Here is a 23,210-nt window from a genome sequence, read left to right on the forward strand (position 1 = left end):
CACCCGGCAGCGCATCCGGTAGCGCAACACCGCCGGCGGCGCGACTACTGGTTTTATTGACAGCAAGGCCCTTCTGGCATATATTCCCGAGTCTTGATCGGGAGAGGGCTGACCTGCGCAGCCGCCGAAGGGGCACTACCCAAAAACTCTCAGGCAAAAGGACTGATCAAGGGACCGGCGCGCGCAAGCGCCCTGGCTCAACTCTGGAGAGCGGCCGCGGCACACGCCGGCGGCCCACCGAAGGGGCGCACGGGAACCATCCCGTTATCTCTCAGGTACCAAGGACAGAGGGGTCTGCGAACACACGTGGAGAAGCTGCGATGGCTCTTCCTTGTCTGCTCCGTTAACCCTTTCACTTCTGGACCGAGGAATACATGACGCTCAAAGCCACCCCGCTCAATCAAGCCCACCGCGACGCGGGCGCCCGCATGGTCGATTTCGGCGGCTGGGACATGCCCGTCAACTACGGTTCGCAGATCGAAGAACACCATGCCGTGCGCACCGACGTCGGCATGTTCGACGTGGCCCACATGTGCGTGGTCGACATCAAGGGCGACAAGGTGCGCGCCTTCCTGCGCGGTCTGCTGGCCAACAACGTCGACAAGCTGCAAGTATCGGGCAAGGCCCTGTACTCGTGCATGCTCAACCCGCAAGGCAAAGTGATCGACGACCTGATCGTCTACTTCATCAACGAAAGCTGGTTCCGCCTGGTGGTCAACGCCGGCACGGCCGAGAAGGACGTGGCCTGGATGCAGGCGCAAAATGAAGCCACCAACAGCGGCCTGACCATCACCCAGCGCCGCGACGGCGCCAACGCCATGGCGCTGATCGCCGTGCAGGGCCCGAACGCGCGCGCCAAGGTGTGGCAGGTGATCCCCGAAGCCCAGACCGCGACGGCCGACATGAAGCCGTTCAACGTGGCCTTCTGCCAGAGCGCCGTGTTCGGCGAAGCGATGGTGGCGCGCACCGGCTACACGGGCGAGGACGGTTTCGAGATCGGCGTGGCCGCCGAGCAGGCCGTGGCGCTGTGGAACGCGCTGGCCGCCGCCGGCGTGAAACCGGCCGGCCTGGGTGCGCGCGACACGCTGCGCCTGGAAGCGGGCATGAATCTGTACGGCCAGGACATGGACGAAACCGTCAGCCCGCTGGACGCCGGCCTGGCCTGGACCATCGACCTGGTGTCGCCGCGCGACTTCATCGGCAAGGCCGCGCTGCAGGAAATGGGCCAGAACGCCCAGTTCGTGGGCCTGGTGCTGCGCGAAAAAGGCGGCGTGCTGCGCGCCCACCAGAAAGTCATCGTGGCCGGCAGCGACGCCACCGGCGAGATCACCAGCGGCACCTTCAGCCCCACCATGCAGCAGGCCATCGCGCTGGCGCGTGTGCCGATGGGCGTGGCCGTGGGCGACACCGTGCACGTGGAAATCCGCGACAAGAAGCTGGCCGCCTCCGTGGTCAAGCTGCCGTTCGTGCGTAACGGTAAAATCCTCGTTGCCTGACCCGGATCCGAATTTTTCGATTCATACAATTTATAACCATTCATCACTGGAGCCCTACATGAACATCCCTGCAGACCTGAAGTACACCGAGTCCCACGAGTGGGTACGCCTGGAAGCCGACGGCACCGTCACCGTCGGCATCACCGAGTACGCGCAGGACGCGCTGGGCGACATCGTGTTCGTCGAACTGCCGAAAGTGGGCGCCACCTACGGCGCCGGCGACGACGCGGCCGTGGTGGAATCGGTCAAGGCCGCCAGCGACATCTACGCCCCCGTGGCCGGCGAAGTGGTGGCCGTGAACGAGGACGTGGTCAACGCGCCCGAGTCGATCAACGCCGACGCCTACGCCGCCTGGATGTTCAAGATCAAGCCGGCCGACGCCAACGCCATCAACGGCCTGCTCGACGCGGCCGCCTACGGCAAGGCCACCGCCTAAGACGGAAACCGGGCCAGCCTGCGCGCTGGCCCTTTTCCTGTCCGGCCGCCGTCCTCCCCGGCGGCGCCCCCCTCCTCTTTTTCGCCCTGACACATCATGACCCGCACCAGCCTTTCCCAACTTGAAGCCCGCGACGCCTTCCAGGCGCGCCACATCGGCCCCGACGCCGCCGACCAGCAAGCCATGCTGTCGGTGCTCGGCTACGCCTCGCGCGCCGCGCTGATCGACGCCCTCGTGCCCGCCAACATCCGCAACCAGGGCGCGCTGCCGCTGGGCCAGTACAGCGCCCCCATGCCCGAGCAGGAAGCGCTGGGCAAGCTGAAGGCCATCGCATCGAAGAACAAGGTGCTCAAGTCGCTGATCGGCCAGGGCTACTACAACACCCACACGCCCGGCGTCATCCTGCGCAACATCTTCGAGAACCCGGCCTGGTACACGGCGTACACGCCCTACCAGCCCGAGATTTCGCAAGGCCGCCTGGAAGCGATCCTGAACTTCCAGCAGGTGATCACCGACCTGACCGGCATGGGCATCGCCAACGCCTCCATGCTCGACGAGGGCACCGCCGCCGCCGAAGCCATGACGCTGATCCAGCGCGTGGGCAAGTCGAAATCGCAAGTGTTCTACGTGGCCGACGACGTGCTGCCGCAAACGCGCGAAGTGGTGGAAACGCGCGCCAAGCCGCTCGGCATCGAGGTGCGCGGCTTCGCGCCGGCCGAACTGGCCGGCCTGCCCGAGTGCTTCGGCGTGCTGCTGCAATACCCGGGCGTGAACGGCGTGGTGCGCGACTACAAGGAAGCCGTGGCCACCGTCAAGGCGCGTGGCGCGATGGTGGTGGTGGCGGCCGACCTGCTGGCCCTGACCGTGCTGACGCCACCGGGCGAATGGGGCGCCGACGTCGTCGTCGGCAACAGCCAGCGCTTCGGCGTACCGCTCGGTTTCGGCGGCCCGCACGCCGGCTACCTGTCCACGCGCGACGAATTCAAGCGCAGCATGTCGGGCCGCCTGGTCGGCGTGACCATCGACTCGCAGGGCAACAAGGCCTACCGCCTGGCGCTGCAAACGCGCGAACAGCACATCCGCCGCGAGAAGGCCACCTCCAACATCTGCACCGCGCAGGTGCTGCTGGCCGTGATCGCGTCCATGTACGCCGTCTACCACGGTCCCGCCGGCCTGCGCCAGATCGCGCAGCGCGTGCACCGCTACACGGGCGTGCTGGCCGCCGGCCTGAAGGCGCTCGGCTACACGCTGGCCAATGACAGCTACTTCGACACGCTGACCGTGCAGACGGCGCGCGCCGAGCAGCTGCACGCCGTGGCCGTGGCCAACGGCGTCAACCTGCGCAAGGTGGACGCCAACCACATCGGCCTGTCGCTGGACGAGACCACCACGCGCGACGACATCGAACTGCTGTGGACCATCTTCGCCGACGGCGCCAACGGCGCCAAGCCCGCCTTCGAGGCCATTGAAGCGTCGGTGGCCGACGCCTTCCCGGCCGCCCTGAACCGCACCAGCAGCTACCTCGATCACCCGGTGTTCAACCGCTACCACTCGGAACACGAGATGCTGCGCTACCTGCGCGCGCTGGCCGACAAGGACCTGGCGCTGGACCGCACCATGATCCCGCTCGGCTCGTGCACGATGAAACTGAACGCCACCAGCGAGATGGTGCCGGTGACCTGGCCCGAGTTCTCCAACATCCACCCGTTCGCGCCGGACGCGCAGACCGTGGGCTACCGCGAGATGATCGCCCAGCTGGAAGAGATGCTGTGCGCGCTGACCGGCTACGCGGCCGTGTCGCTGCAGCCGAACGCCGGCTCGCAGGGCGAATACGCCGGCCTGCTGGTGATCAAGGCCTACCACGAGTCGCGCGGCGAAGGCCATCGCAACATCTGCCTGATCCCGTCGTCGGCCCACGGCACCAACCCCGCCTCGGCCAACATGGTCGGCATGCAGGTGGTGGTGACGGCCTGCGACGCCAGCGGCAACGTCGACCTGGCCGACCTGAAAGCCAAGGCCGAACAGCACTCGAAGAACCTGGCCTGCGTGATGGTGACCTACCCATCGACCCACGGCGTGTTCGAGGAAGGCATCCAGGAACTGTGCCAGATCGTCCACAGCCACGGCGGCCAGGTCTACATCGACGGCGCCAACATGAACGCGCTGGTGGGCGTGGCAGCGCCGGGCAGCTTCGGCGGCGACGTGTCGCACCTGAACCTGCACAAGACCTTCTGCATCCCGCACGGCGGCGGCGGCCCCGGCGTGGGTCCGATCGGCGTGGGCGCGCACCTGGCCAAGTTCCTGCCCAACCAGCGCTCGTCCGGCTACCAGCGCGACGAAGCCGGCATCGGCGCCGTCAGCGCGGCGGCGTTCGGCTCGGCCAGCATCCTGCCGATCTCGTGGATGTACATCGCCATGATGGGCGCCGAGGGTCTGACGGCGGCCACCGAGACCGCCATCCTGGCGGCCAACTACATCGCCCGCCGCCTGGCGCCGCACTACCCGGTGCTGTACTCGGGCCACGACGGCCTGGTGGCGCACGAATGCATCCTGGACCTGCGTCCGCTGCAGGACGCCACCGGCATCAGCAACGAGGACGTGGCCAAGCGCCTGATGGACTTCGGCTTCCACGCCCCGACCATGAGCTTCCCGGTGCCGGGCACGCTGATGATCGAGCCGACCGAGAGCGAATCGAAGGCCGAGATGGACCGCTTCATCGACGCCATGATCGCCATCCGCATGGAGATCGCGAAAGTGGAATCGGGCGAATTCGACCGCGCCGACAACCCGCTCAAGGGCGCCCCGCACACGGCCGAGATGTTGACGGCCGACGCGTGGGAGCACAAGTACAGCCGCGAAGTGGCGGCCTACCCTGTGCCATCGCTGCGCAAGCAGAAGTACTGGCCGCCGGTCGGCCGCGCCGACAACGTGTACGGCGACCGTAACCTGTTCTGCGGCTGCGCGCCGATGAGCGATTACGAATAAGCGACCCGCCTGACAAACCGGGGTCAGGTCATGCCGTCTCGCAACATGCCATTGAGCATGATGTTGGAAGGCATGACCTGACCCCGGTTTCCGGTTTCAGCGCCGGTTCGACGCCAGACGCAGGCGGGCCACCTGGCTCGTTGCTGCGTTTTTTTTCGCCTCCGACGCCAGCGCCAGCTCGGGCCGGGCCGGCACGTCGTCGAGCCGGAACAGGGTGACGGCCTCGGACAGGCTCACGGCTTGCTGCTGCAGGCTGCAAGCGGCCGCCGCCGCCTGCTCGACCAGCGCCATGTTCTGCTGCGTGACCTGGTCCATCTGGACGATGGCGTGGTTGACGTCCTGCAGCCCGGCCGCCTGCTCGGCGCTGGCCTGGCTGATCTGGCTGATGATGTCGCCCACCTGGCGCACCGAGGTGACGATGTCGGCCATGCTGGAGCCGGCCTCCTCCACCGAGCGGCTACCCCCTTCGATCTCGGCCACCGACTCGGCGATCAGCGCCTTGATCTCGCGCGCCGCCGTGGCCGAGCGCTGGGCCAGCGTGCGCACCTCGCCGGCCACCACGGCGAAGCCCCGGCCATGCTCGCCGGCGCGGGCCGCCTCCACCGCCGCGTTCAACGCCAGCAGGTTGGTCTGGAACGCGATGCCGTCGATCACGCCGACGATCTCCACCACCTTGCGCGAACTGCCCCGGATCGAGGCCATCGTCACCTCCAGCCGCTGCACCACGGTGCCGCCGCGCACGGCGTAGCCGGTGGCGCTGCGGGCCAGTTCATTGGCCAGCTGGGCGTTGCTGGCCGTCTCGCTGACGGTGGCCGTCAGTTGCTGCATCGAGCTGGCCGTCTGCTCCAGCGAGCTGGCCTGGGCCTCCGTGCGCTCCGACAGGTCGGCGTTGCCGGCGGCGATCTCGCGCGAGGCGCTGTCGATGGTCTGGGCCGAGGCCAGGATGGTGCGCAGCGTGGCGTTCAGGTTGCGGATGCTGGTGTCGAGCGCGCGCGAGGTCTCCGCGATCTCGTCCTTGCCGTAGCTGCGCTGGCGCACGGTCAGGTTGCCCTCGGCCAGATCGACGGCGGCCGCGCCGATCTCGCGCACCTCCTTCAGCAACGCGTTGCGCACGGCCATGGTCACCAGCAGCGACAACGCGATCGACAGGCCCACCACCACCGGCAGCAAGGTGGACAGGGTGCGGAACTGCGTCTCGGCGTGCTCGTAGGCCTGTTCGCCCAGGCGCTGCTCGAGGCGCGACAACTGCTCCAGCCGCTGCGACAGCGCATCGAACGCGCGCTCGGCCTTGGACATGGCGTTGGTGGCCATCGACGGGTCGACCGCGCTCATTTCCACCACGTCGCTGACGGCCTTCACGTACAGCGCGTGGGCCGCGTGCGCGTCGGCCACCAGCGCATGTTCGGCGGCGCCGGCGCCGGCCCTGCCGCCGGTGGCCCGCGCCAGCCGCCGGTACTGGTCCTCGAGGGCGGCGTGGCGGACGCGGATGTCGCGCACCAGCGCCTCCACGCGGGGCGCGGAGAAGCTGGCGTTGATCCAGGTCAGCAGCTGGTAGGCTTCCGTGTGGGCGCGGTTGGCGCCCGCCACCAGGTCGGCGGCCGCCTTGCTGCGGGCGGCGCGCTGCTGCACCAGGTCCTCCAGCAAGCCGTTCTGGCGCACCAGGCCGTAGTAGGCGCCGGCCGACAGCACCAGCAGCAGCAACAGCACCACGCCGGGCGCCAGCAGCAGCTTGGGACCTATCCGTAATTTGCTCAGCATAGTGTTCCGCATCCGAAAAGGTGGCATGGCGCGGGCCGCCGCGCCGGCGTGCTCAATGCTTGTAGATGCCCGCCTCCAGCGCCACGTCGCCCACCCGCAGCACATAGGTGGACTTGGCCTCCACCTTGCCCGTCTCGGGGTTGCGGAACTTGTAATCGACCCAGCCATGCCCCTTGCCCTTGGCCAGCGCCACCGCGTCCTTCTCGCCGGGCGCGGCCAGCGCCAGTTGACAGCACAACAGCGATGCCACGCACAGCAGCTCGTTCATGGTTGCTCCCCTCGCATGTGGAGATCCCCGCTCGCGGCCGCGCCGCCGGGCGGGTATGATAGGCGCGAGGCGTGCCCCCCGGCCGGCCCCAGGCTAGTTCTTGCCTGGGTGCATGTCGTAATCTACGCCGTCGCGCCCACCGCAATCTTGCGCTGGCTCAATCCATCGGCCGCCCCGTGCGGCCCGCAACCGAGGTCCGATGAAACCTTCCGTCAAAGCGGCCATGTGGTCGGCCCTGGTGTTCCCCGGTCTGGGCCACCTGCTGGTGCTGCGCCGCCCCCTGCGCGGCTGCGCCTTCCTGCTGCCGACCGCGCTGGGCTGGCTCTACCTGCTGGGCGGCCTGCTACCACTGGTCAACCGCCTGAGCGAACAACTGGCCAACGGCAGCCTCGCCCCCGATCCGGACCTGATCGCCCAACGCGTGGCCGAGGCCGGCATGGGCGGCGCCGGCCCGGGCCTGGCGCTGCTCGTGTGCACCGTGTGCTGGATCGGCAGCGTGGCCGATTCCTTCGTGGCCGGCGCCGCGGCGCGCCATTAGGGACCATGCGCGCCATGCGGAACGCCGTTGCAACAACGCCAATGATGTTGCGCCGCTCCCAACGTCGGGCTGTACTTTCTCCCCGGGAACTGTCACCATAGCGAGAGATTTCATTGACCATCAGTTGCACCACGTTGAAGGTTCCGGCCTGCCTGTTCCCTTCCCTGGAACCCATGCATGACTAACGCCATCCGGCCCGCACGGGCCGCATTGATCCGGGCCGCCCAGGCGGCGGTCCTGCTGTTGCTGGGCGCGCGCGCGCCGGCCGCCGGCGCCATCGGCCCCGGCGACGGCCAGGATTTGACCACGCTCCCGCTGGAACAATTGCTGGCGATGGACGTGTACAGCGCGTCGCGCTACAGCCAGCAGACCAGCGAGGCGCCCTCCAACGTCAGCGTGATCAGCGCCGCCGACATCCGCGCCTACGGCTGGCGCACGTTGGCCGACGTGCTGCGCAGCCTGCGTGGCCTGTACGTGAGCTACGACCGCAACTACAGCTACCTGGGCGCGCGCGGCTTCCTGCGCCCCGGCGACTACAACACCCGCTTCCTGGTCCAGATCGACGGCAACCGCGTCAACGACGCCGTCTACGACCAGGCCCCGCTGGGCCAGGAATTCCCGCTCGACCTGGAACTGGTGGAGCGGATCGAATACGCGTCCGGCCCCGGCTCGTCCGTGTACGGCGCCAACGCCTTCTTCGGCGTCATCAACGTGATCACGCGCCGCCCCCAGGAACTGGAGGGCGTGCACGCCACGGTGGACGGCGGGCAGGCCGGCACCCGGCGCGGCATGGGCAGCTACGGCTGGCGCGATGGCCATGGCAACGAGCTGCTGCTGGCGGCCAGCCGCTACAAGAGCGACGGCCGCGACCAGTACTACGCCGTCTACGATACCCCGGAACAGAACAACGGCGTGGCCCGCGGCCTCGACTACGAAACGGCGCAGCGCCTGTACGCCAAGGCCGTCAGCGGCCCCTACACGCTGTCGCTGCTGCACGGCGACCGGCCCAAGGGCGTGCCCACCGCCTCGTTCAGCCAGGCGTTCAACGACCCGCGCTCGCGCACCGTCGACACCCAGAACTACGCCAGCCTCGATTACCACGACACGGTGGCGCCGTCCACGGAACTGAGCGCGCGCCTGTACTGGGGCAGCTACGATTCGCTGGGCGACTACGCCACCGACGACGCCGGGCGCACGCCCAACCGCGACTTGAGCAATGGCCGCTGGTGGGGCGCCGAGGCGCGCCTGCTGTCGGGCGCCGTGGCCGGCCACAAGCTGATGGTGGGCGCCGAGTACCAGCACGACTACCGGCTGCGCCTGCTCAACTTCGACCTGGCGCCCTACCAGTTGTACCTGAACGAGAACCACGCCGGCCAGCGCTACGGCCTGTTCGTGGCCGACGAGCTGCGGCTGGCCGCGCCGCTGCTGCTGAACGCCGGCCTGCGCTACGACCACCACACCAGCACGGGCGGCGTGTTCAATCCGCGCGTGGCCCTGATCGGCCAGCTGGCGCCGGCCACCACGCTCAAGGCCATCTACGGCAGCGCCTACCGCACGCCCAACATCTATGAGCGCTACTACGCCTTCATCGGCGACGGCGGCCAGCTGGCCAACCCGGCGCTGGCGCGCGAGCGCATCCGCAGCACGGAACTGGTGCTGGCCCACCAGTGGCAGGCCAACCGCCGCCTGACCGTGAGCGTGTTCCACAACGAGGTCTCGGGCCTGATCTCGCAGGTGACGGATGCGGCCAGCGGCCTGCCCATCTTCATCAACACGGGCACGCCGTCGGCGCGCGGGCTGGAGGTCGAATATGAGCACAGCTGGAGCCCGGAGGCCCGCCTGCGCGCCAGCTACAGCTGGCAGCGCGTGCACCGGGACGGCGCCGACACCGTCAATTCGCCGGCCCACCTGGCCAAGCTCAATCTGACGCTGCCCGTCGGCGGGCCATGGCGCGCCGGGTTCGAAGCGCAGTACGTGGGCCCGCGCGGCACCGTGCGCGGCGGCCAGGCGGGCGGCTTCCTGCTGGCCAACCTGAACCTGTTCAGCGTGCGCCTGACCCGGCACGCCGACTTCGCCGTCGATGTCCACAACCTGGGCGACCGGCGCTACGCCGACCCGGTGGCCGATTCGCTGGCGATGGACACCGTGACGCAGGATGGCCGGCGGTTGGGCGCCCGCCTCACCATCGACTACTGAAGCCATGCGCAGCCACGCCGCCCCGCCCCCCCGCACCACCCGGCCGCCGCGCCGGCTGGCGCGGTTGGCGCGGTGGGGCCGTGGGCTGGGCGCGCTGCTGCTGGCGGCCTGCTGCGGTCCGGCCTCGGCCCAGGTGTCGGAATACGACGTCAAGGCGGCCTTCGTGTTCAACTTCGCCGTGTTCACGGAATGGCCGGCCGAGGTCCTGCCGGGCGGCGCGCCGCTGCAGCTGTGCGCCTATCCGGGCAACGCCTTGCAGCGCGCGCTGGCCGCGCTCGGCGACAAACAGGTCAACGGCCACCGGGTGCAGCTGCGCCCCCCCGGCAGCGGCGCCGCCGTGCGCGCCTGCAATGTGCTGTTCCTCGATGGCCAGGACCGCGAACGCTGGAACAGCCTGCGTGCCGAGCTGGCCGGCGCCAGCGTGCTGACGGTGGCCGACGACCGCGTGATCGGCGCCGGCGGGGCCGTGCTGGCGCTGGCCGTGGACCACGCGCGCATCGTGTTCGACGCCGACCTGGCGGCCGCCCGCCAGGCCCGTCTGACCATCAGTTCCAAGCTGCTGCGGCTGGCCAGGAGCGTGCAATGAGGGCGCGCGCCGGCAACCCCACCCGCGCCCTGGGCCGGCGCGTGGCGCACCTGAACATGCTGGCCGCCGGCGCCGCGCTGGCGCTGGCCGGGATACTGCTGATCGTGGTCCAGTTCATCGCCCTGCGCGGCGCGCTGGTGGACGACCTGCAGGTGCAGGCCCGCATCCTGGGCAGCAACAGTAGCGCCGCCCTGCTGTTCCAGGACCGCGGCGCCGGCGCCGAAATGCTGGCCGGGCTGGCCGCCTCGCCCAATGTGAAGAGCGCGGCCATCTACGGACCGGCCGGCGCGCTGCTGGCGAGCTACCAGCGCCTGCCCGCCAACGACGTGCCCGCCACCAACCCGCCGCAGCCGGCCCCGCACCATGAATTCAGCGCCCGCCACGTGGAGGTGACCGAGCCGGTGGAGGCCAACGGCGCGCGCATCGGCACGGTGCTGATCCGCGCCTCCATGGCGGCGCTGTACCGGCGCCTGGCCAGCTTCACCGGCTTCACGCTGGTGGTGGCGGCCGGCTCCTACGCGCTGGCCTGGCTGCTGGTGGCGCGCATGCGGCGCGCCGTGCAGCGGGCCGAGGACCACCTGCACTACCTGGCCCACGTCGACCCCATCACCGCCCTGCCCAACCGCAACGCCTTCAACGACAAGCTGGCCACGGCGCTCGAGCACGCGGACCGGCAGGAGACGAGCGTGGTGCTGCTGCTGCTCGACCTGGACAACTTCAAGGTGGTCAACGACACGCTGGGCCACAACAGCGGCGACGCGCTGCTGCAGATGGTGGCGCGGCGTCTGACCGACACGCTGCGCAGCACGGACGTGATCTGCCGCATCGGCGGCGACGAATTTGTCGTCATCGTCGAGCCGCACGAGGACGAGACGGAGCCCGACACCGTGGCGCGCAAGATCCTGCACGCGCTGGCCGCCCCGTTCCAGCTCGAGCACCACCTGCTGTACGTGAGCGCCAGCATCGGCGTGAACGTCTACCCGCAGCACGCGCGCGACGAGCAGGCGCTCATGCGCGGGGCCGACACGGCCATGTACTACGCCAAGAACAGCGGCAAGAACGGCTACGAGACGTTCAAGCCGGAGATGGAGCAACTGGCCCGCAAGCGGCTCAAGCTGGAGGCCAACCTGCGCCGCGCGCTGGAGCGCGATGAACTGAGCCTGCACTACCAGCCGCAGATCGACGTGCGCAGCGGCCGCATGACGGGGCTGGAGGTGCTCACGCGCTGGACCTGCCCGGAACTGGGCCCGGTCAGCCCGGCCGAATTCATCCCCGTGGCCGAGGAGAGCGGCGTGATCGTGCCGCTCGGGCGCTGGGTGCTGCGCACGGCGTGCCGCCAGGCGGCCGCCTGGCACCGGGCCGGCCTGCTCGACGAGATCAGCCACGTGGCCGTCAACGTGTCGGCCTGCCAGACGCGCGACAGCGACCTGATGGCCGACGTGCGCGCCATCCTGAACGAGACGGGGCTGCCGCCGGCGCTGCTGGAGCTGGAGATCACGGAAGGGGTGTTGATGGAGAACGTGCACGCCAACCTGGCGCTGATGCGGCAGATCCAGACGGCCGGCATCCATTTGTCGATCGACGACTTCGGCACCGGCTATTCATCGATGGCCTACCTGAAGCGCTTCCCGATCGACCAGCTCAAGATCGACCGCAGCTTCGTCAACGACGTGCCCGGCGACGGCGCCGCCATCGCCACGGCCATCATCGCCATGGCGCACAGCCTGAACCTGAAAGTGGTGGCCGAAGGGGTGGAGACCGAGCGGCAGGTGCGCTTCCTGCGCGAAGCCGGCTGCGACGTCATGCAAGGCTACTACTTCGCCAAACCGATGGCGCCCGAGGCGCTGGAATTGCTGCTGTCCGAGCGGCGCCAGTTCCTGGCAGCCTAGCGCATATCACCGCCCACCTTTAAAAAAAAACCGTCATTCCCGCGAAAGCGGGAAAGACGGTCCTCAGGTTCGGGGTCTTAACTTCAGGCCAGCTTGGCCGAGTGCTCGCGCGTGGCGTGGAACTTCAGCTTGGGCCAGCGCTCCTCCGTCAGGCGCAGGTTGACGGACGACGTGGCCAGGTAGGCCAGGTTGCCGGCCGCGTCGTAGGCCACGTTGTGGCCGAGCGCCGCCTCGAAGTCGGCCAGCGCCTTCTTGTCCTCGCTCGACACCCAGCGCGCGCTGCTGATGCTGGTGCCCTCGAACACGGCGTCGACGCCGTATTCGTTCATCAGGCGGCTGGCCACCACCTCGAACTGCAGCACGCCCACGGCGCCCAGCACCAGCTCGCCGCCCTGCACCGGCTTGAACACCTGCACCGCGCCCTCCTCGCCCAGCTGCTGCAAGCCCTTGTGCAGCTGCTTGATCTTGAGTGGGTTGCGGATGCGCACCGAGCGGAAGAAGTCCGGCGCGAAGTACGGGATGCCGGTGAAGGTCAGCATCTCGCCTTCCGAGAAGCTGTCGCCGATCTGCATGTTGCCGTGGTTGGGCAGGCCGATGATGTCGCCCGCGTAGGCCTCCTCCACCTGCTCGCGCGAGGACGCCATGAACGTCACCACCGACGACACCTTGATCTCGCGCCCCAGCCGCAGATGCTTGACCTTCATGCCGCGCTCGAAGCGTCCCGAGCACACGCGCAGGAAGGCGATGCGGTCGCGGTGGGCCGGGTCCATGTTGGCCTGGATCTTGAACACGAAGCCGGTGAACGGCTGCTCGACCGGGTCGACCGCGCGCACGGTGGCGTCGCGCGGACGCGGCGCGGGCGCCCAGTCCACCAGCGCCGACAGGATCTCGCGCACGCCGAAGTTGTTGATGGCCGAGCCGAAGAACACGGGCGTCTGCACGCCCGACAGGAACTCGTCGAGATTGAACGGGTGCGAGGCGCCGTGCACCAGCTCCACCTCCATGCGCAGCTGGTCCATCTCCAGCGGGAACATCTCCGCCAGGCGCGGGTTGTCGATCCCCTTGATGATCTCGAACGCGCCGTCAGCCTTCTCCTCGCCGGCCTTGAACAGCATGATCTCGTCCTTGAGCAGGTGGTACACGCCGCGGAAGTTCTTGCCCATGCCGATCGGCCAGGTCACGGGCGCGCACTGGATCTTGAGCACCGACTCCAGTTCGTCGAGCAGCTCGAGCGGATCGCGCGTCTCGCGGTCCATCTTGTTCATGAAGGTGACGATCGGCGTGTTGCGCATGCGGCACACGTCGAGCAGCTTGATGGTCTGCGCCTCCACGCCCTTGGCCGCGTCGATCACCATCAGCGCCGAGTCCACCGCCGTCAGCACGCGGTAGGTGTCCTCCGAGAAGTCCTGGTGGCCGGGGGTGTCGAGCAGGTTGATGACGTGGTCGCGGAATTCGAACTGCATCACCGAGGAGGCGACCGAAATGCCGCGCTGCTTCTCGATCTCCATCCAGTCCGAGGTGGCGTGGCGGCCGCTCTTGCGGGCCTTGACGGTGCCGGCCATCTGGATCGCGCCCGAGAACAGCAGCAGTTTTTCCGTCAGCGTGGTCTTGCCGGCGTCGGGGTGGGAGATGATGCCGAAGGTGCGGCGGCGCTGCACTTCGCGCGCGATCAGCGCCGGGGTTTTGGCGCTGGTGGAGGGGGCTGCGTCGTCGATCTGGTCGGGTGTTGTGTTTTCGGTATCGTTTGCCATAGGGGTGACCAAGACATGGCCCCGCAAAAAACCCACGATTTTACCGGCACTCGGCCCGTTCGTGTGAATTGTTTGCGCACGCGGGGCGGGCCGCGCCGCCCCGCCCGCCCCTGGTTTGCGCGCGCTCGCCCCTTATTCGCCCTTCACGCGGCGCCAGCCCACCCGGTGCGCCTCGGCCGACTTCAGTTCCTGCAGCGAGGTGGTCTTGGTCTCGCCGGTGGCCATGGTCGAGATCATCTTCAGGCCGCCCGACGGCAGGCGGATGATGATGAAGCCCACCGCCGCCGAGGTGTTCGACAGCGTGGCGCCGGCCGGATTGCCGGGGATGGCGTTGCCGGTGCAGACGTCGACCTGGTAGGCGTTGCTGGAACCGCCCACCTGGCACGAGGACGAGGACGACGGGATGTTGGTCACCACGTTGGCCACGCCGCTGACGATCTGCGGATCCAGGTTCATGCGCTCGCCGGGATTGAGGCCCCAGTCGAAGAACCAGCCGTCCTTCTGGGTCAGGTCGACCGGGTTGCTGGTGATGGCGTAGGTGTTGATGTTGCTGCTCGACCCGGCCAGGCTCAGGGTCTGCTGCACCATGGTGGCGCCGCGGATGTTGGCGATGGTGCTGCCGCTGTCCTTGAGCAGGTACAGGCTCTGGGTGTCGGTGTTGGCGATGTCGGGCAGGTCCAGCAGGCGCCCCGTGCCGTACAACACCACCCGCTGGGCGCTGGTGGTGGTGGTGGTCACGCCGCCGGTGGTGGTGCTGGTCTGCACCTCGCACAGCGTCACGTCGGGCCGGGTGGTGATGGGCTGGGTGGTGCCGGCGTCGCCCATCTTCAGCACCGTCACGGCGCCGCTGGTGCCGGTCAGGTCGAAGCGCCACATCTGGCCCTGGTTGTCGCCGCCGTAGATGTAGGTGGTGTTGGGGTCGGTGTTGGGGTCGGTGCTGATCGAGGTGATCTTGGCCAGGCCCGAAGGCGTGGTGGTGTCGCCCGAACCGGTGGAGATCTTCTTCAGGATGGCGCCGGTGTGCACGTCCACGATGAACAGGTAGCCCTGGCCGCTGCCGCCGGCCACGCCGTCGACGCCGGGCACGTTGTTGTAGCCGGAGGTGAGGAACACCACCCACTTGCCGCCCCACACGCCGAACTGCGGATTGCCGAAGGTCAGGCCGATGTCGGGGTCGCTGTGGGCGCACACGGTGGCATCGGCGCACAGTTCCCACAGGGCCTGCGGACTGGCCGGGTCGGTCACGTCGAGCGCGTAGTAGCCGCGCCCGCCCCCGTTCAGGCCCGCCACCAGCACCGAGGCCCAGTTGCTGCCCAGCTTGACGTCGGCCAGTTCCGGCGAGCCGTCCGTGCTGAACTGGTGGTTGGTGCCGTAGGTGGTGCTGGCCAGCGCGTACAGCTTGTGCTGGGTGATGCGCGGCACGTAGGCCCACACCTCGTTGCCGGTGGCCGCGTCGAACGCGTGCAGCATGCCGTCGTTGGCGGCCGTGAACACGGTGCCGGCGCGGGTCGCATGGTCGGTCTTGAACTGGTTGTAGCTGGCGTCCGGGTAGTTCTTGCGCGGTTCGCGCAGGTAGGCCGGCTTGGACGAGGCGATGTCGCCCAGCACGATCGGCACCGGGCCGGTGGCGCCGGCCGGCGTGTTGGAAGTCATCGTGTAGGCCCGGAAGTGGGTGTTGTCGGCGTACTGCTGGCGCCCGCGCAGCCAGCCGACCAGGTTGTCGCCGGAGTTGACGATGGCCCGGTCGGCGGTCGACAGCAGCGTGCACTGGGCCAGGGCCGCGCACTTGCCGTCGAACCAGGCCGTCTGGGCGGCCGACATGTTGCTGTAGTAGAAGTCCGTGAGGGCCGTGTCGGACTGGTCCAGCATCAGGATGTGGCGCGTGTCGGTGCTGGCGGCCACCTTCTGGCCCACCGTGTCGGAGCTGATCCAGCTGTAGGCCGTGCCGACCTCGCCCGTGGTGGGGTCGATCTTCTTGTCCGACAGTTCGCCATACCATTTCACGGTGGTGAAGGTGTCGGAGAAGATGTCGTTGTCCTGCAGCGAGATGTTGGGCGTGGAGGTGGCCGCGGCGGCCGCCGCGCCCAGGCGGATCTGCATGTTGGCCAGCGCCGCGCTCAGGCCCTGCACCACCTCCTTGGGCTGGGACGCGCTGAAGTACTTGCCGTGGCCGTTGATGGCCGCGTGCCACAGGTCGTCGACCCGCTCCTGCACGGTGCTGGCGGTGTTGGTCACGTCCGGATTCGGCCACACGTAGGCGCCGCCGCCGTTCCACGGGCAGCCCGAGGACGCGCGCGTGATCAGGTTGTAGAAGTCGCCGCCGGCCTTGGGCGCCGTGTCGTAGTTGGGCTCATAGTTCATCACGCCGTCCACGCCCAGGCCCAGCGTGTAGGTGTTCATGTGCAGGTGGGTGTTCTCGCCGGGGCCGGCCGGCACCGAGCCGGGCTTGCTCAGGTCCGGCTCCAGCGGCGGGCGCAGCGACACGGTGCTGTCGTCCGAACCGCCGTTGTACCAGTGCAGCGAGACGTCCGAGATCGACGGCTGCGACTGGGCGCGCGTATCGACGCAGCCGCGCGCGAACGTGCAGAAGCGGCCCGCGTTCTCGACGTTGTCGTTGTTGACGACGTTGTAGGTGGTGCTGCCGTTCCAGTAGCCGTCCGTGGTCAGGATCATGAAGTTCTGCTGGCACGGGTACTGCACCACCTCCGAGCCGGCGTCGTAGTCGTACGGGCTCAGGTTGGCGAACATGCGGCCCACGTTGTCCATCGCCGTGCGGATCGGGGTCGAGCCGGTGTCGGTGGTGGTGTACAGCTTGCTGTACCAGGTGGCGCGGGCCGATCCGGTGAAGTCGGCCGGCACCATGTCGATGGCCCCGCCCGCGCCGGCGTTCGACAGCTTGACGTAGCCGACCTTGTAGTTGGCGGTGATGGCGGAGAAGGCGATGCCGACCGAGGTCTTCATCATCTGCAAACGGGTCTTGTAGTACACATACCAGTTGGCGAAGTTGGTCATCTCCTCCTCGTAGGTGCAGACCCCGGCCGCGGCCACGCAATCGACCCGGTCGGTGCCCTTGGGATAGGTCTGGCCGAGCACCAGGTCGACGCGCGTGAAGGTGCTGGGCGCGCCCGAGCCGGCCGACAGCGCGGCCGTGGTGGTGGGGATCGCGTCGGGCGAACTGGTGGCGGCCGTGCCGGTGAAGCTCACGTTGCTCAGGCCGGACGCGGACGTGGTGGCGCCGTTGGCGGTGGCCGAGGTGTCGAGCAGGCACAGGGTGGTGGCGGGGGCGGCCGCGCAGATCGGGGTCACGGCGTTGCCCCCGATGTAGGCGCGGTAGGTGCCGGTCGCGCCGATGGCCGTCGCCAGCTTGGAGACGATGTTGGCGGCCGCGACGTTGCGACCGATGGCCACGTTGCTGATCACCGTGGTTCCGCCCAGCTTGACGCTGGAGACGGTGGGGCTGCCGCTGTTGACCGTGGTGCCCGACACCGCCAGCAGGGCCGTGGGCGGCACCCCGGTGGTGGCCGGGGTCGGCGTGACGGACGGCGCGTTGACGGTGATGCCCCAGCCGGCGCGCGAGCTGTCGGTGATGGTCACGCAGTTGGTGAGCGACTTGCCGCCGCTGCAGACGACCGGCACCACGGCCACCACGTTGTCGGCCGTCAGGGTGATGCCGAACGCGCTGGAACAGGTGGGCACGGAGGGCTGGCCGCTGTTGGCCGTCTTCACGCAGGCGTAGTACTGGTTGGTCAGGCCGGTCCTGGCGATGATGCTGGCCGCCAGCGCGGCGGCCATGTTCTGCTGCTTGAGGGCGGTGTTGGTGCCGGTGCTGGCCGTCACGGTGCCGTTGGTGATGGTGCGCGCCGTGCTGGGGTCGGGGATGGTCACCGAGGTGATGCTGAGCGAGGACGACGAGGCCGAGGCGCCGATGGCGATGGTGCCGTAGGAGGCGACGGCGCCGGTGCCCGATGAATAGCTGGGATAGATGAAGCTGCCCACGCGCTTGCCCTGGCAATTGGTGAGCAGGGTGTTGCTGCACCAGCGCACCTTGACGGGGATAGGATAGCCGGCCGGCGCGGCCGCGCCCACCGAGGTCGACACGCAACTGGTCATGGTGGCGTCGGTGCAGTACTGGGCCACGCCGATGGTGTAGTAGTACGGCCCGGAGGTGATGGCGACGGCGCTGGTGAAGGTGCTGTCCGGGTAGGTGTAGGTGGCGGTGTTGGTGCGGCACGAGCCGGTGTTGTTGGGGTCGCACCACTTCAGGTCGGGGAAGCCGCTGACCAGGTTGATGGCCGTCGAGCTGTTGCCGTACAGGTCGGTCTTGTGGGCGTTGAAGCCGTCGCCGCTGACCACGGTCCAGTTGCTGGTGTTGGCCGCCGTCTGTTCCGGATAATAGGTGCCGTCGGACTTGATCGGCGGCTGGTAGCGGATGGCGGGGTTGTAGTACTGCTTGTTGAAGTCCGGGCTCATGAACGGCGGATGGCCGACGTTGCAGGCCATCACGCCCTGGGCCAGGGTGGAGCGCGAGCGGCACAGGTTGTCGTTCACGTAGTCGGGCGTGTAGGACTGGTCCATCGAACCCGAGTTATCGAACAGCAGCATCAGATTGGGCTTGACGGTGCCGGTGCCGGTGATGTTGAGCAAGGGCACCTGGGCGATCTGGGTCTGGCCGGCCAGCGCGGGCCGCGCGGCCAGCAGCGACAGCAACAACAACGACGACAGCAGCAGCGGCGGCAGGCAGGCGCGCCGCGCGGCGCGCACGAGGGTGGGCAGGGAGTTCATGGGCGTTCCTATCTTAAAAAGCAGCCTTACGGCCCCATCATCACAACGGCCTGGGTCATCACGTTGCCGCCCCGGGGGCCGGAGATGCGCGCCGTGACGACATAATGCAATTGCGGCTGGCCCTGGTAGTTGGGCGCGTTCGACGACAAGCTGGAGCCGACCAGCGTGGGGGCGGCCACATTGGACTTGGCCGCGCTGAGCACGCATTGGTTGGCGGGCGGGCCGACGTCGTTGTACAAGCCGGCGAACGCGCACATGCGGTGGATCACGTACTCGACCTGGTTGCCGGCCGTGTCGGCCACGGTGACGGAGCCGGTCCAGAACTCGGGCGAGCTGACGGTCCAGGCGCTGTTGAGCGTGGCGACGTAGCCCTGGGCCGGCACATCGGCCGTCAGCACGGCCTTGCTGGGCAGGCCCTTGAGCCAGGCGTAGGCCGTGTGCACGCCCAGGTCGGCCGCCTTGCTGAGCGAGGAGTCGTAGGCCAGGTTGGCCGTGGTGAGCGTGGTCGAGGTGCTCGACTTGAGCAGGTAGATGCTACTGATCAGCATCACGGTCAGCATGATCAGCATCACCGGCAGGGCGACGCCGGCCTGGCGGCGCGCGCCGGGCGTCGTGAGTGGCAGCGGCATCATGGCCTCCATTCCGCGTTGCGCAGCGATACGATGGTTTCGAACACCCGGTAGCGGTAGCACTTCCAGTCGACGGGGTCGCCGGCGACGGCCACGTTGACGGTCACGGGCACGGCGGCCACGCCGGCCGGCGCCGCGCTGGTGAACACCTGCGGCTGCACCGGGGTGGCCGAGCACTGGCCATGGCTGTCGGGCTTCTCCGCGCTCTTGCTGCGCGCCACCACGGCGATGCGCACGGCCGCGATGCGCTGGAAGTCGCCGGCGCCGCCCGTGTCGGCGTCGCCGTCGGCGTTGATCATGGTGCTGCTCCACTGCCCCACCTGGATGCCGTCCTTGTCGGGCGCCGGATCGTAGTTGGGCAGCACGCGCGTGTCGAAGCCGTACTGGGCCTTGATGGACACCACGTTGTCGATCACCGACACCGGCTGCAGCGAGGCGCCGGCCAGGTCGGTGGCGCGCAGCAGCAGGATGCCGTTGTTGACCGACCAGCTGTGGAAGGCCAGCCGGGCGCCCGGCCCCAGGTTGTAGATGCGGGCCTGGCCGGGCTCGAAATTGGCGCCCAGCCCGGCGGCCGTGTTGAAGCGGTAGGACGCGCCGGGCGAGAAGTCGAGCTGGTTGTCGTCCGGACTGGGGGGGAGCGACGCGACCTGGGCCAGCGCGCACTTGCCGCCCCCGGCCGGCTCGGGCGCCACCAGCAGCACGTCGCCGGGGTTGAAATTGTACAGCGGACGCGCGGTGGTCTGGATCCGGCTGCCGCCGTTGTAGATGGCCGTGTTCTTGACCGAGCCGACGGCCGCCGGCGAGGTGCCCGTGTAGAAGGTGACGCGGTCCGGATTGGCGCCGCCATCCTCGATGATCACGGCCGACATGGGCGTGATGTCGACGCCGTTGCGCGGCGCCGGCGCCAGCGTGTAGCCGCTGGCGTCGGTGAACACGGTGTCGCAGCCAGCCACCAGGGTGTCGTTCAGGCCCCAGCCGGCCTGGGCCGCGTCGTTCTGCATCGAGAACAGCGCCAGCATGCCGTTCTGCATGGCGTCCGAGCCGCCCAGCGAGGCGTTGCGGTTGATCTCGGCGCTGGTGATCAGGCGCGTGGCGAACAGCAGCGCCAGCATGCCCACCACCACGCTGACCATCAGTTCGACCAGCGAGAAGCCGCCGCGCCGGCGCAGGGAAAGAGTCGTCGTCATGTCAGAAGCCGATATAGGAGGTGACGCGGTGCACGTTTTCAACGCCGCCGCTCTTGCGCGTCCAGCGGATGACGATATCGACCTGATAGCGCCGGTCCTGGCCCGCCACGGCCACCGTGATGGTGGCGCCGGGGATGTAGGTCTTGGTCTCCTCCACCCACGGCGCCAGCGCCGTGCTGGGCGCGGCGGTGCCGTCGAACACATAGTTGCCGGCGGCCACGTTGACCAGGTCGGCGTTCATCACGCCCAGCAGCTTTTCCGTGGCCATGGTGGCCTCGGCCCGCATGCTGGCGTCGGACAGGGCCGAGTAGGCGCGCGCCTGCAAGCCTATGGTGCCCAGCAAGCCTATGCCCAGCAGCAGCACGGCCAGCATCACTTCCAGCAGGGCCACGCCGCCCTGGCGGCGCGATGGCATCTTCATCATGGTGGGCACCCCCTCGAATCGCCGTCGGCCACGGTCGGATCGCACTTGGTGGCCATGCCGGCCAGCGTGATGGCCACGGCCACCGTGGGCACCGCCTTCAGGTAGCGCGGGTCGGGGTCGAGCCGCAGGCGCGTCAGGTTCAGGCCGTAGCCGGTGTCGACCCAGCCCAGCGCCGTGTAGTAGACCTTGGAGGCGCCGTCGGGCGCATAGGACGGCGCCAGCACGTCGGTGGACGGCAGGTTGTCGGCCGAGCGGAACACGGACGTGTAGCCGTTGGCGCCCTCGGGATCGTTGTCGGCCGGGGTGGTGACGGTGGACCAGCCGCCGGCCGTGTCATTGCACGGCAGGCCGGGCTGGGGGAAGCAGATGTCGACCTGCCAGTCCATCTGGCCGCTGGTGGCGTTGGTGGTCAGCACGATGCGGCTGGCCGCGTTGTGGCCCACCGCCTGGCGGCGCGCCATGCTGAACCCCTCGAGGTAGAACTCGTTGGCCGAACGCACCTTGCTGGTGAGCACCCAGGTGCTCATGGCCGGGATGCCGACGGCCAGCATCACGGCGAACACCGTGAGCGTGATCAGCACCTCGATCAGCGTGAAGCCCTTGTTCAGTTGGAACATGATCCACCCTTGTGATCGACCCAGCAGCTGGTGCTGGTGCCCCAGCCAGCCGGGCTGGCGTCCGTGGTGCGGGTGCCGTTCTGGTCTATCGTGTAGACGAAGCCGGCCACCTTGCCGATGCCGGTGGCCGTGATCTTGTAGGCCGAGGCCGTCGCGCCGCTCAGCGCGTAGGTGAAGTTGGCCGTGGAGGGCGGGAAATTGACGGCCGCGTCGAAGCCCGCATAGGTGCGGTTGTTGGACCAGAACTGCTCGGCCGCCGGCTGCGCCGTGCCCAGCGCCGAGAACGCCTCGGTCAGGCGGCCCCGGATCACGTAGTCGCTGTAGACCGGCATGGCGACCGCCATCAAAATGCCGACGATCACCACCGTGACGAGGACTTCGACCAGGGTAAAACCGTGCTGGATGCGCTTCATATGCCATGCTCCCAAGAATAGTGCGGACCGGGCCCGTGCCGGCAAACCATTGTGCTTGAGAGTATGGTAGCGCGCCAAGCTTGCATTTCCCTGAGGAAACGCTGACAAATTCCTGACAACCGGGCGGGACGCGCGCCCGCGGACGCCGGACCAGCGGCGGCGGACGTCGCGCCGGCCGCCCAAGGCGGAACGGCGCGTCCGCTCAGGCGGGGAAGCGCACCTCGAAGCGGGCGCCGCGCCCGTGCGCGCCGGCGTCGAGCGTGATGGCGGCCCCGTGCGCAAGCGCGATGTCGCGCACGATCGCCAGGCCCAGGCCGCTGCCATGGGTCTTGTCGTCGAGGCGCACGTAGCGGCTGAACACCTGGTCGCGCTTGGCCGGCGCGATGCCGGGGCCGGAATCCTCGACCGCCAGCATGCCGCCGCCGTCCAGCGGGCGGCAACTGACGGTGACCGTGCCGTGCGCGGGCGTGTAGCGGATCGCGTTGTCGATCAGGTTGTCGATCAGGTCGCGCAGCAGGAAACGGTCGCCCTGCACGGTGGTGGGCGCCAGGTCGAAGCCGAGGTCGATGTGCTTGAGCGCGGCCTGCTCGACGAAATGCTGGATCGCCTCCTCCACCAGGCCGGCCAGCGCCACCGGCTCCAGCCGGGTCTTCTCGAAGTGGCTGGGCTCGGCCCGCGCCAGCGCCAGCAGCTGGTTGGTCTGCCGGATCATGCGCTCGGTGGACGACAGCATCAGCCGCACCGACTGCGCCGTGTCCGGCTCGGCGTGGCGCTGGGCCAGCCATTCGAGCTGGGTCTTGAGGCCGGCCAGCGGGGTGCGCAGCTGGTGCGCCACATTGGCCAGGAAATCATGCTGGGCGCGCGCGCCGTCGTTGACCCGGTCCAGCAGGCCGTTGAACGCCAGCACCACCGGCACCAGCTCGAACGGCACGCGCTGGGCGCTGATGGGCGACAGGTCGTCGCCGGCGCGCGCGTTCAGGTCGGCGCGCATGCGGTTCAGCGGCGCCAGGCCATTGGTGACGGAAAACCAGATCAGGCCCAGCGAGGCCAGCGTGAAGGCGGCCTCCAGCAACAACAGCACGCGCACGATGGCGGCGCGCACCTGGCCGCGCTTGCGCAGCGTCTTGGCCACGGTGACCACGGGGCCGCCCGGGGCCGGGCGCAGCGCCACGGCCCGCACGGCCTCGCCGCGCGCCCGCGTCTGGTAGGCGGGCGCGGCGGCCTTGCCGGCGCCGCCCACCAGCGCGGCCGGCGG

Annotated in this window: 16 protein-coding genes, 1 pseudogene and 2 riboswitches; of the genes and pseudogenes, 7 read left to right on the forward strand and 10 right to left on the reverse strand. The window is 68.8% G+C overall.

Annotated elements, in window-relative coordinates; genetic code table 11:
- Window positions 1-88 precede the first annotated feature (88 nt).
- Window positions 89-175: riboswitch (glycine riboswitch) on the forward strand.
- 18 nt (window positions 176-193) lie between these two features.
- A riboswitch (glycine riboswitch) is annotated at window positions 194-298 on the forward strand.
- A 76-nt stretch (window positions 299-374) separates the two neighbouring features.
- From gcvT to gcvP, 3 genes are all read left to right on the forward strand, one after another.
- A complete protein-coding gene (gene gcvT / locus AC1RQG_RS17625) occupies window positions 375-1,496 on the forward strand; it encodes a glycine cleavage system aminomethyltransferase GcvT (RefSeq protein ID WP_493133314.1) in 1,122 nt (373 codons plus the stop codon).
- Between the two features lie 58 nt (window positions 1,497-1,554).
- A complete protein-coding gene (gene gcvH, locus AC1RQG_RS17630; protein ID WP_182162264.1) occupies window positions 1,555-1,932 on the forward strand; it encodes a glycine cleavage system protein GcvH in 378 nt (125 codons plus the stop codon).
- A 96-nt stretch (window positions 1,933-2,028) separates the two neighbouring features.
- The gene (gcvP, locus tag AC1RQG_RS17635; RefSeq protein WP_493133315.1) at window positions 2,029-4,917 is read left to right on the forward strand and encodes an aminomethyl-transferring glycine dehydrogenase; all 2,889 of its coding nucleotides are present in this window, start codon (window positions 2,029-2,031) and stop codon (window positions 4,915-4,917) included.
- Between the two features lie 96 nt (window positions 4,918-5,013).
- Here the strand turns inward: gcvP and AC1RQG_RS17640 are convergent, their stop codons facing one another.
- On the reverse strand, window positions 5,014-6,675 hold the full coding sequence (locus tag AC1RQG_RS17640) for a methyl-accepting chemotaxis protein (protein ID WP_493133316.1): 1,662 nt from the start codon (window positions 6,673-6,675) through the stop codon (window positions 5,014-5,016).
- Between the two features lie 52 nt (window positions 6,676-6,727).
- Window positions 6,728-6,862, reverse strand: a pseudogene (locus tag AC1RQG_RS17645) (cache domain-containing protein); the annotation flags it as partial.
- 280 nt (window positions 6,863-7,142) lie between these two features.
- Here AC1RQG_RS17645 and AC1RQG_RS17650 point away from each other — a divergent pair.
- The 4 genes from AC1RQG_RS17650 to AC1RQG_RS17665 all read left to right on the forward strand — a co-directional run bounded on the left by AC1RQG_RS17650 (window position 7,143) and on the right by AC1RQG_RS17665 (window position 12,152).
- The gene (locus AC1RQG_RS17650; protein ID WP_493133317.1) at window positions 7,143-7,481 is read left to right on the forward strand and encodes a hypothetical protein; all 339 of its coding nucleotides are present in this window, start codon (window positions 7,143-7,145) and stop codon (window positions 7,479-7,481) included.
- 177 nt (window positions 7,482-7,658) lie between these two features.
- Window positions 7,659-9,677: a TonB-dependent receptor plug domain-containing protein gene (locus AC1RQG_RS17655; RefSeq protein WP_493133318.1), complete on the forward strand. Its 2,019-nt coding sequence runs from the start codon at window positions 7,659-7,661 to the stop codon at window positions 9,675-9,677.
- Between the two features lie 4 nt (window positions 9,678-9,681).
- Window positions 9,682-10,263 (forward strand): YfiR family protein, encoded by a 582-nt coding sequence (locus AC1RQG_RS17660; RefSeq protein WP_493133319.1) that lies wholly within the window; start codon window positions 9,682-9,684, stop codon window positions 10,261-10,263.
- Window positions 10,260-12,152 carry a putative bifunctional diguanylate cyclase/phosphodiesterase gene (locus AC1RQG_RS17665; protein WP_493133320.1) on the forward strand — a complete coding sequence of 631 codons (1,893 nt, stop codon included), beginning with the start codon at window positions 10,260-10,262 and terminating at the stop codon, window positions 12,150-12,152. The genes AC1RQG_RS17660 and AC1RQG_RS17665 overlap by 4 nt, the downstream gene beginning before the upstream one ends.
- 83 nt (window positions 12,153-12,235) lie before the next feature.
- Here the strand turns inward: AC1RQG_RS17665 and AC1RQG_RS17670 are convergent, their stop codons facing one another.
- From AC1RQG_RS17670 to AC1RQG_RS17705, 8 genes are all read right to left on the reverse strand, one after another.
- Complete coding sequence (locus AC1RQG_RS17670; protein WP_493133321.1) at window positions 12,236-13,903, reverse strand: peptide chain release factor 3; 1,668 nt, start codon at window positions 13,901-13,903, stop codon at window positions 12,236-12,238.
- Between the two features lie 132 nt (window positions 13,904-14,035).
- Window positions 14,036-18,685: a PilC/PilY family type IV pilus protein gene (locus AC1RQG_RS17675; protein ID WP_493133322.1), complete on the reverse strand. Its 4,650-nt coding sequence runs from the start codon at window positions 18,683-18,685 to the stop codon at window positions 14,036-14,038.
- A 26-nt stretch (window positions 18,686-18,711) separates the two neighbouring features.
- Entirely contained in the window at window positions 18,712-19,317 is a 606-nt protein-coding gene (locus tag AC1RQG_RS17680) for a pilus assembly PilX family protein (protein WP_493133323.1), read from the reverse strand.
- Window positions 19,314-20,501, reverse strand: coding sequence for a PilW family protein (locus AC1RQG_RS17685; protein WP_493133324.1), 1,188 nt, complete (start codon window positions 20,499-20,501; stop codon window positions 19,314-19,316). The genes AC1RQG_RS17680 and AC1RQG_RS17685 overlap by 4 nt, the downstream gene beginning before the upstream one ends.
- 1 nt (window position 20,502) lies before the next feature.
- Window positions 20,503-20,925, reverse strand: a complete 423-nt coding sequence (locus AC1RQG_RS17690; RefSeq protein WP_493133325.1) for a hypothetical protein — start codon at window positions 20,923-20,925, stop codon at window positions 20,503-20,505.
- Window positions 20,922-21,542, reverse strand: coding sequence for a pilus assembly FimT family protein (locus tag AC1RQG_RS17695; RefSeq protein WP_493133326.1), 621 nt, complete (start codon window positions 21,540-21,542; stop codon window positions 20,922-20,924). Before AC1RQG_RS17695 ends, AC1RQG_RS17690 begins: the two co-directional genes overlap by 4 nt.
- The gene (locus tag AC1RQG_RS17700) at window positions 21,530-21,955 is read right to left on the reverse strand and encodes a type IV pilin protein (protein ID WP_493133327.1); all 426 of its coding nucleotides are present in this window, start codon (window positions 21,953-21,955) and stop codon (window positions 21,530-21,532) included. Before AC1RQG_RS17700 ends, AC1RQG_RS17695 begins: the two co-directional genes overlap by 13 nt.
- A 202-nt stretch (window positions 21,956-22,157) precedes the next feature.
- On the reverse strand, window positions 22,158-23,210 hold a 1,053-nt coding region (locus AC1RQG_RS17705), incomplete at its 5' end, for a sensor histidine kinase (RefSeq protein WP_493133328.1).

It is taken from the genome of Rugamonas sp. GW822-FHT03B10 (assembly GCF_058801745.1).